2 protein-coding genes are annotated in these 4,882 nt (G+C 64.7%); both read left to right on the top strand.

Annotated elements, in window-relative coordinates; genetic code table 11:
- Nucleotides 1-3,583: SDR family NAD(P)-dependent oxidoreductase (locus tag F0Q45_RS24260; protein WP_149656317.1), on the top strand; the 3,583-nt coding region annotated here is incomplete at its 5' end.
- A gap of 129 nt (nt 3,584-3,712) precedes the next feature.
- A partial coding sequence (locus F0Q45_RS24265; protein ID WP_149656318.1) for a beta-ketoacyl [acyl carrier protein] synthase domain-containing protein occupies nt 3,713-4,882 on the top strand: 1,170 nt, incomplete at its 3' end.

The raw sequence follows: 4,882 nt of genomic DNA on the forward strand, positions 1-4,882 counted from the left end.
GAAAGACCTGGGCTTTGACCGGACCAAGCTCAGCGGCGTCGGTCTCACCGGAGTCGGTCATCCGTTGCTGGGAGCGATCCTGCAGCGCCCTGATGTAGGGGGGGTGGTGTTGGCCGGTGTGTTGTCCTCGGCCGTGCACGGCTGGTTGGGTGACCATGAAGTGGGCGGGGCGGCATTGTTTCCGGGCGCTGGTTTTGTGGAGTTGGCACTGCGAGCCGGCGATGAGGTCGGTTGCTCGCTGCTACAAGAGTTGACGCTGCTGGCGCCGTTGGCGCTACCGGGTGCCGGCGAGGTGCGGGTGCAGGTCGTCGTCGGTGCCGCCGACGACACAGGGCGCCGCACGCTATCGATGTATTCGGCTGCTGCAGGCGGAGATTCGTGGGTGTTGCATGCGGAGGGCGTGCTCCGGGCCGGCGGGGTTGGACATGGGGCGGACCTGTCAGTGTGGCCGCCGGTCGGCGCATCGGCGCTGGATGTGACTGACGTCTACGAGCGGTTCGCCGAACGCGGTTACGGCTATGGCCGTGCGTTTCGCGGTCTGCGAGCGGCGTGGCGGCGAGGGCGCGAGGTTTACGCAGAAGTCGTTGCCCCTGAAGACCTGCGCGTTGGCGGGTTCGGCATCCATCCCGCGGTGTTGGATGCCGCATTGCATGCGTGGAGGTTTGCCAACGCTGCGGATCAGCTGGTGTTGCCGTTTTCCTGGCAGGGAGTGTCATTACACGCAGCGGGCGCGGTACGGGTCAGAGTCCGGATAACCCCCGCCGATGCCGGCTCAGTGTCGTTGGCACTGGCCGATTCGGCGGGGCGGCCGGTCCTGTCGGTGCGACAGTTGATAGTTCGCCCGGTATCCGGCGACGCACTGTCAGCAGCGGCGGCGGCCGCCGGAGCCGCGGTCGGTGGCCGGTTGTTGGTGACAACATGGTCTCCAATAACCCAAAGCAACGCCGGTGGCGACGGCAACCTCGAAACGATGGTGTATGAGTCAGGTCCGGTCACGGACGCTGCCGGTGTCGGCCAACGTGTGGTCGAGGCGCTACAGATGCTGCAGTCGTGGTTGTTCGGCGATGGTGCTGGGACGTTGGTGGTTGTGACGCGCGGCGCGGTGGGGTTGGCGGGCGCGGGTGTTTCCGACTTAGCGGGCGCCGCGGTGTGGGGGCTGGTGCGGTCGGCGCAGGCAGAGCACCCGGGTCGGGTGGTGCTGGTGGATTCGGATGATTCCATGGCTGTCAATGCGGTAATCCGCTGTGGTGAACCGGAATTGGTGGTACGTGCCGGCATTGTGTATGGGGCCCGGTTGACCTTTGTAGGCTCGGGGAACTCGGGAACGGGATTGGAATTGCCGGATGGGTTGTGGCGCTTGACTGCCGGCGGTGCAGGAACGTTGGAGGACGTGATGGTGCGGTCCTGTCCGCGGGAAAACTTGACGGCAGGCCAGGTGCGGGTTGCCGTGGGTGCGGTAGGTGTCAATTTCCGGGACGTCTTGGTGGTGCTGGGCATGTATCCCGGTGGTGGCGAACTGGGAGCTGAGGGCGCCGGCGTGGTGGTCGAGGTCGGCGCCGGGGTGAAAGGACTGGCTGTCGGCGATGCCGTGCTGGGTTTGTTGGGGGTGGTGGGCTCCGAAGCGGTCGTCGACGAGCGATTGGTGACCCTGCTGCCGGCGGGATGGTCGTTGGTTGAGGCTGCCGGTGTGCCGGTCGTGTTCTTGACGGCGTGGTACGGGTTGTCGGTGCTAGCTGGTGTGCAGGGCGGTCACAAGGTGCTCGTGCATGCCGCAACGGGCGGTGTGGGCATGGCGGCGGTCGCGTTGGCCCGCTATTGGGGCGCGGAAGTCTTCGCTACGGCGAGTCGCGGTAAATGGGATCGCTTGCGGGAAATGGGTTTTGACGACGACCACATCGGTGATTCGCGGACGGCGGACTTTGAGGAGAAGTTCCGCAACGCGACCGGCGGCCATGGGATAGATGTGGTGCTCAACTCGCTGGCCGGTGAGTTCATCGATGCATCGTTGCGGCTACTGGCCCCGGGTGGGCGGTTCATCGAAATGGGCAAGACGGACCTTCGCGATCCTGACGCCGTTGCCAAGCAGTATCGGCAGGTCCAGTACCGGGCATTCGACTTGATGGAAGCAGGCCCGGAGCTGATCGCCGAGATGCTTGCCGAGGTAGTCGGCTTGTTGCAGGCCGGTGCGTTAGACCGGCTGCCGGTCAAGGCCTTTGACGTCCGGTGTGCGCCACATGCCTATCGCTTTGTCAGCCAGGCTCGCCACATCGGCAAGGTGGTCTTGACGCTCCCGCGAGGCCCGGCGACGCAGTCGATGTTGGCCGGTGGCAGCGTGGTGATTACCGGCGGTACCGGGATGGCCGGGGCGGCGGTGGCGCGCCATCTAGTGGACCATTACCAGGTCGGCCACGTGGCGCTGGTCAGTCGCGGCGGAGAGCAAGGTCCAGGCGTCGCGGAGTTGGTTGCCGAATTACAGCAGGGTGGGGCACAGGTGTCAGTAGCCGCCTGCGATGTGGCCGACCGAGACGCCGTGGAAGTATTGTTGACCCGGCTACCGAAGCAGTTCCCGCTCAAGGGTGTTTTTCACGCCGCCGGCGTACTCGACGATGCGGTGATCGCCTCGTTGACGCCGGATCGGGTGGATGCGGTGTTACGGGCTAAAGTTGACGGGGCCTGGAACCTGCACGAGCTTACCCAGGCTGTGGATCTGGCGGCGTTTGTCATGTTTTCCTCGATGGCCGGCATCGTTGGGGCTCCGGGCCAGGGTAATTACGCGGCGGCCAACGCATTTCTGGACGGTTTGGCAGCCTATCGCCGTGAGCAGGGCTTGGCCGGGATCTCGATCGCCTGGGGGATGTGGGAGCAACCCAGCACAATGACGCAGCATCTGGGTGAACGCGATTTGGGACGAATGCAGCAGGCCGGACTCGACCCGCTGACCACCGAGCAGGCCCTGCACCTGCTTGACGCGGCGTTGCTCAGCGACCGACCAGTCGTCGTCGCCGCTCGGCTCAACCTCGCGGCACTGGCCACCAACGCCGAAATGCCGCCGCTTTGGCGCGATTTGGTCACCCGCCCAACGCGGCGTGTCATCGACACCGCCGACACCGCGGCCTCGACGGCCGGCCTGGTCGCACGCCTGCATACACTGAGTCCGGAGCAACGTCACCGTGAGCTCGCTGACATCGTGTCCACCCACGCCGCAACCGTTCTCGGGCATCCCAGCGCCGTCGACATCGACGCCCATAAAGCGTTTCAAGACCTCGGGTTTGACTCATTGACCGCGGTGGAGCTTCGTAACCGCCTCAAAGCCGCAACCGGGCTCACGCTTTCGCCTACGCTGATCTTCGACTACCCGACGCCGGCGGCCCTGGGCGAGTACCTTGCCAGTCAACTCGGCTCTGCCGCTCCTGCTAACACCGATGAGCGACCAGATCTGCTGGACCGGTTCAACGACGTTGCCCGCGAACTCGATACGTTGATCAGCCGGCCCGATTGGAGCGCCGAGCAGAAGAAAGAGTTGTCGAACCGGATCGCGGCTATGCTGGCCGAGCTGACCGCACCATCCGCGACGAAGAACTAGGTTCCTGAGTTGGCCGGCGAGAATCCGCCGCGCGCGCACCCCGCGCTGAGCGCAGAATCGAGGTAGCGCCGCGCCGGAGCCGGCGGCTTCGTACCATGCAAATCAGGGCAGCGAACACCGGAGGGCGCCTTGGAACCGACAGACATCGCCATCGTCGGGCTGGCATGCCGGTTGCCCGGCGCCGCCAGCCCTCGGGAACTGTGGCAGCTGGTGCGCGATGGTCGCGAAGCGACCGAACTCGTCGACAATATCGCCGATTTCGACGCCGACTTTTTTCAGATTTCGCCGCGCGAGGCGGGCGCGATGGACCCCCGGCAACGACTGGCCCTCGAACTGACCTGGGAGCTGTTCGAAGACGCGGCCGTCATTCCGCGGACCGTCCGCGGCGAGCAGGTCGCGGTGTACCTGGGAGCGATGAACGACGACTACGCGTTTCTGACGCTGCGCGACGCTGCCGACAACATCGGCCATCATTCATTTGCCGCAATCAGCAGGGGAATGATCGCCAATAGGGTCTCGTACGCCTTCGCGCTGCACGGGCCCAGCATGACCGTCGACTCCGAACAATCTTCTTCCCTCGTTGCCGTCCACCTCGCGTGTGAAAGCTTGCGCACTGGGACCTCGGTGCAGGCGATAGCCGGTGGGATTCATCTCAACCTGGCATCCGAAACCGCGATGTTGGAACAGCGATTCGGTGCCGTGTCGGCCTCTGGACATACCTACGCGTTCGACGAACGTGCAGACGGCTACGTCCCCGGGCAAGGTGGTGGCCTAGTGCTGCTGAAGCCGTTGCACGCTGCACTGAATGACGGAAACCGAATTCGCGCAGTCATTGTGGGCACCGCGGTCGTCAACGCCGGGCATGGCGGGTCCGGACTGACTGCGCCCTCGGTTTCGGCACAAGCGGATGTGATACGGCGCGCGCTGGCCCGGGCCGGCGTGGATTGCAATCACATTGACTATGTCGAGGCACACGGAACCGGCACCAAGATAGGCGATCCGATCGAGGCGACGGCGCTGGGGCAAATATTCGGCGACCGTCAGCAGCACCCGGTAGTTGTAGGGTCGGTGAAAACCAACATCGGCCATGCCGGGGCGGCCGCGGGAATAGCCGGTCTACTCAAGACCGTGTTATCCATCGAAAACGAAGTAATTCCGCCAACTGTCAACCATGTCCGTGCTAGTCCCCAGATTGATCTGAAAGGCCTTGGCTTACAGGTTAATACCGTCCTGACGCGCTGGCCGCGGACCGGAAGGCCGCGCCGTGCGGGGGTGTCGTCGTTTGGCATGGGCGGGACG

The organism is Mycobacterium simiae, from assembly GCF_008370645.1.
Taxonomy (GTDB): Bacteria; Actinomycetota; Actinomycetes; order Mycobacteriales; family Mycobacteriaceae; genus Mycobacterium; species Mycobacterium simiae_A.